This window comes from Neisseria sicca VK64, assembly GCF_000260655.1.
Taxonomy (GTDB): domain Bacteria; phylum Pseudomonadota; class Gammaproteobacteria; order Burkholderiales; family Neisseriaceae; genus Neisseria; species Neisseria sicca_B.
In genome coordinates, this window is sequence record NZ_AJMT01000012.1 from 1 (window position 1) to 3,655 (window position 3,655).

Genomic DNA, 3,655 nt, shown 5'->3' on the forward strand with positions numbered 1-3,655 from the left:
CTAAGTGGCAATAGTCGTAAACAGTCATGCCGCAAACGTACATACGCACGTTTTTAGGATCGATGGGGGCGAAGGGTTCTTTTTGGCGGGTGAGGGTGTTGTAGATGGTTAGCATGGGTTTTATGAGGTCGTAAAAGGATTAATTTCTTAAGAGTGGTTATATAGTGTGAAGTTATGGTCAAACCATAAAACGAAGAAAATATCTTTATGCCGATAACCTACCATTGGACATGTGCCGTTGTATCTGAAAACTAAAAAGTCAGCAACCTCATCAGTAATAAACCTTGGCATGGGTGCTTTAATAGAATTTTTAGCTATTTTTTCAGTACCTAACCCATGTCTATCAGCCTTTTTTATATTTTCCCATGTGAGATTTTTTCTACGAAAAATAGCCTCTGCAAACATGGCCTTATGCTCTTGGTTTAATTTGCTAAAACAATAATTTCCAGTTTGCAATTTTTCTAATGAAAATATGGGTGGATTTTTATCATAATTTATAGTCTCTTGATATTTAACTCTATTTCCTTGTTGAGCAGAGGGTATTTTAATTTTTTTATTTCCCATTATTCAATCCTCGTTTTGAAGTACCGCTTCATTTCATCAAAAGAAATCTCTCCTGCTCTGTCTTCATTATCTTTCCACGGACTTTCTTCATGGGTCATATTTCTTAATTTCCATGCTGAGAATTGACCAAAAACATCATATACTTCACTTACCAATTCAGCCTCTTCTTTTGATAAAGAAGTCTCATTTGGAATACCTGATGATGGAATTAAGTTGCTGCCATGACATTTATATTCATGATAAAGATCAGGAATAACGGGGCCATACGTCCATGCTTCCACTCTTTCATTAAATAAAGGCTTATCATAAATTGCTCCAAAAAAACCCTGCGAGTAGTAAGCCAGTTTTTGTAATTTAAGGTTTGAAATACCTTCTCCACCATGTTGTTCATCTAATTTAAGAAGATATTGTGCGACATCTTTTGCAGTTGCCATTTTTTAATCCTTTTGAAATGTAAAACTCAAGTTCAGACGATTTAATCACAGCACGGGTTTGCTCGGCATCGTAGTGGCTTTGCAGGTTGAGCCAGCTTTGACTGTCGGTGCCGAAATAGGTGGCGGGCCGCAGGGCGGTGTCGGCGGTAATGCTGCGTTTGCTCTGTACGATTTCGTTGATGCGGCGCAGGGTAGATTTGCCTGAACCGTTAGCACCACAGTAAAAAATCGCTTTAGGCCGGTTGTTTGACATGGCCTACTGTTCTTTGATTACCGGAAGGATGATATTCGATCAGATTGCCTTCATTATCGACTACCGTGATTACGGCGTATTTCCGTTTTTCTGCTAGCCATGCCTGATACAAAATCTTAAGCATAGCTTGCTTTTTCGCCAATTCGACACGTTGTTTATCAGAAATCATGGTCTTCCTTGCTTTTTTTCCTGTATTCGGACGACCCTATATTACATTAAACAGGTCGTCTGAAAACTTTTTATTTCCTTACTCTGGCTTAAACACGCCAGTATCTGTTTTAGGCTGCTGTTCGATAATTTCGACATTTGCCGCTGCCTGCTCCGCTTCGGCTTTCTCAGCTTCGATACGTTTTTTCTCGGTCAGGTATTGGTTGATTTGGTGTACCAATTCCTGCGTGCCTTGGTGGGTTAGTGCGCTGATTTGGAAGAGGCGCGGGGTTTCCATGTCGAATTGGAAGCGGTCATCTGGTTTGGGGTAATCCCAGCCGATGGCTTCGAGGAAGGCGGTGGTGCGTACTTGCGCTTCTTCTTCGTCGAGCATGTCGAGTTTGTTCAGCACCAGCCAGCGCGGTTTGCCGTAGAGTTCTTCGTCGTATTTGCGCAATTCGTTGATGATGGCAAGGGCTTCTTCGGCGGGGTTGACGGTTTCGTCGAAGGGCGCCAAATCGACGACGTGCAGCAGCAGGCCGGTGCGCGATAAGTGTTTGAGGAAACGATGACCGAGACCTGCACCTTCTGCCGCGCCTTCAATCAGGCCGGGGATGTCTGCCATGACGAAGCTGTGGTTTTCGTCGATGCGCACGACGCCTAAGTTCGGATGCAGGGTGGTGAAGGGGTAGTTGGCGATTTTGGGGCGCGCGGCGGATACGGCGGTAATCAGGGTGGATTTACCGGCGTTGGGCATGCCCAATAAGCCGACATCGGCGAGGACTTTGAGTTCGAGTTGCAGGGAACGGGTTTCGCCTTCTTCTCCGGGCGTGGATTGTTTAGGGGCGCGGTTGACGGACGATTTGAAGTGGATGTTGCCCAAGCCGCCTTTGCCGCCTTTGGCGAGGCAGACGCGCTGGCCGTGGTGGGTGAGGTCGGCGACGATTTCGTCGGTGTCGAGGTCGCGGATGAGGGTGCCGACGGGCATTTTGAGGACGATGTCGTCCGCCCCTGCGCCGTAGCGGTCGGAACCGTGGCCTTTTTCGCCGTTTTTGGCTTGGTAGCGTTTGACGAAGCGGTATTCGACGAGGGTGTTGGTGTTTTCGTCGGCTTCTGCCCAGACACTGCCGCCTTTGCCGCCGTCACCGCCGTCGGGGCCGCCGCGCGGTACGAATTTTTCGCGGCGGAAACTGGTTGCGCCATTACCGCCTTTGCCTGCGGCGACTTCGATTTTTGCTTCGTCGATGAATTTCATGGTGTTCTCTTGTATTTTGGGTTTCAGACGACCTTTTGTGTCGGAGGTCGTCTGAAAAAATGGGAATGGGGGATATTATAAGGGATATGGGGGATGTGCGCCCGTTTCTCTGTCCCGCTTGGTTTTTTGCCGGATTTTTTGTGAAAACAGCCGTCCTGAAATCGCGGTTTCGGACGGCTGTTTGCTTTTTTGGGATTATTTGGCAGTTTTTTGTTCTTCGCGTACTCTGTCTGCAAGCAGGTCTATGGTTTTCATACCTGATTCCCAGTCGGCAAATTCGACTTTGTATTTGCCGCCGACAATGACGGTAGGCGTGCCGTCGATTTTGTAGGTATTGGTCAGCTCTGCCATTTTGTCTGCGCGGGTTTGGCTTTCAGGGGATTCGTAGGCGGCGAGGACTTTTTTGCCGTCAAAAGCGGTTTGCTCGGCCAACCATTTTTTGAGGGTTTCAGGGTCTTGCAGTTTGACTTTCTGATTAACCATAGCATCAAAGATATGGCTGTTTGCAATGTCTTTGGTGTCTGCGACCGCCATATCGACGGCGGCAGCAAGGCGCGCCAACGGTTTCATCTCATCACCCCAAACAACGTGTTCAGTACGAAGGTAGGTGTCGTCTTTAAAGGTTTTGACGTGTTTGCTCAAAACGGGTTCGAGGTGGGCGCAGTGCGGACAGAAGTAGCCGAAAAATTCGAGGACTTCGACTTTACCTGCCTGCTGCTGAGGAATGGGGGTGCTGAGTGTGGTGTAGTTAAGCCCCTCAACTAAAGCGACAGGCGCAGCGGAGGCTGCTGAAGCCGCAGGCGCACTGTCGGCGGGGACGCTGGTTTGGACTTTGTTGTCGCAGGCGGTCAGGGCCAGCAGAGCAGTAGCAAGGGTAAGGGTTTTCAGTTTCATGTTTACTCCGTGATTTTCAGTCTAATATGGGATTTTATTGTATTTTTACAGTTTGATATATGGTTTGATGCGAAAAAGACGGTTTCATATAAAGAAAGGATGGTTTCA

The 3,655-nt window shown here is 47.5% G+C and carries 6 protein-coding genes; all 6 read right to left on the reverse strand.

The window, feature by feature from the left end:
• Nucleotides 1-147: 147 nt before the first annotated feature.
• The 6 genes from HMPREF1051_RS01150 to HMPREF1051_RS01175 all read right to left on the reverse strand — a co-directional run bounded on the left by HMPREF1051_RS01150 (nucleotide 148) and on the right by HMPREF1051_RS01175 (nucleotide 3,547).
• Nucleotides 148-564: a hypothetical protein gene (locus HMPREF1051_RS01150; RefSeq protein ID WP_036491033.1), complete on the reverse strand. Its 417-nt coding sequence runs from the start codon at nucleotides 562-564 to the stop codon at nucleotides 148-150.
• Nucleotides 564-998, reverse strand: a complete 435-nt coding sequence (locus tag HMPREF1051_RS01155) for a Panacea domain-containing protein (RefSeq protein WP_003763138.1) — start codon at nucleotides 996-998, stop codon at nucleotides 564-566. Before HMPREF1051_RS01155 ends, HMPREF1051_RS01150 begins: the two co-directional genes overlap by 1 nt.
• On the reverse strand, nucleotides 961-1,251 hold the full coding sequence (locus HMPREF1051_RS13980) for a HigA family addiction module antitoxin (protein ID WP_003763151.1): 291 nt from the start codon (nucleotides 1,249-1,251) through the stop codon (nucleotides 961-963). Before HMPREF1051_RS13980 ends, HMPREF1051_RS01155 begins: the two co-directional genes overlap by 38 nt.
• Nucleotides 1,232-1,420: a hypothetical protein gene (locus HMPREF1051_RS01165; RefSeq protein WP_003763141.1), complete on the reverse strand. Its 189-nt coding sequence runs from the start codon at nucleotides 1,418-1,420 to the stop codon at nucleotides 1,232-1,234. The genes HMPREF1051_RS13980 and HMPREF1051_RS01165 overlap by 20 nt, the downstream gene beginning before the upstream one ends.
• Nucleotides 1,421-1,498: 78 nt before the next feature.
• A complete protein-coding gene (gene obgE, locus HMPREF1051_RS01170; protein ID WP_003763149.1) occupies nucleotides 1,499-2,653 on the reverse strand; it encodes a GTPase ObgE in 1,155 nt (384 codons plus the stop codon).
• A 195-nt stretch (nucleotides 2,654-2,848) separates the two neighbouring features.
• Nucleotides 2,849-3,547, reverse strand: a complete 699-nt coding sequence (locus tag HMPREF1051_RS01175; RefSeq protein WP_003763147.1) for a thiol:disulfide interchange protein DsbA/DsbL — start codon at nucleotides 3,545-3,547, stop codon at nucleotides 2,849-2,851.
• Nucleotides 3,548-3,655 lie beyond the last annotated feature (108 nt).

What these genes read in the sequence shown, in the direction of transcription:
- HMPREF1051_RS01165 (WP_003763141.1), bottom strand. Translation starts at nt 1,420, where the DNA reads ATGATTTCTGATAAACAACGTGTCGAATTGGCGAAAAAGCAAGCTATG.
- obgE (WP_003763149.1), bottom strand. Translation starts at nt 2,653, where the DNA reads ATGAAATTCATCGACGAAGCAAAAATCGAAGTCGCCGCAGGCAAAGGC.
- HMPREF1051_RS13980 (WP_003763151.1), bottom strand. Translation starts at nt 1,251, where the DNA reads ATGTCAAACAACCGGCCTAAAGCGATTTTTTACTGTGGTGCTAACGGT.
- HMPREF1051_RS01175 (WP_003763147.1), bottom strand. Translation starts at nt 3,547, where the DNA reads ATGAAACTGAAAACCCTTACCCTTGCTACTGCTCTGCTGGCCCTGACC.
- HMPREF1051_RS01150 (WP_036491033.1), bottom strand. Translation starts at nt 564, where the DNA reads ATGGGAAATAAAAAAATTAAAATACCCTCTGCTCAACAAGGAAATAGA.
- HMPREF1051_RS01155 (WP_003763138.1), bottom strand. Translation starts at nt 998, where the DNA reads ATGGCAACTGCAAAAGATGTCGCACAATATCTTCTTAAATTAGATGAA.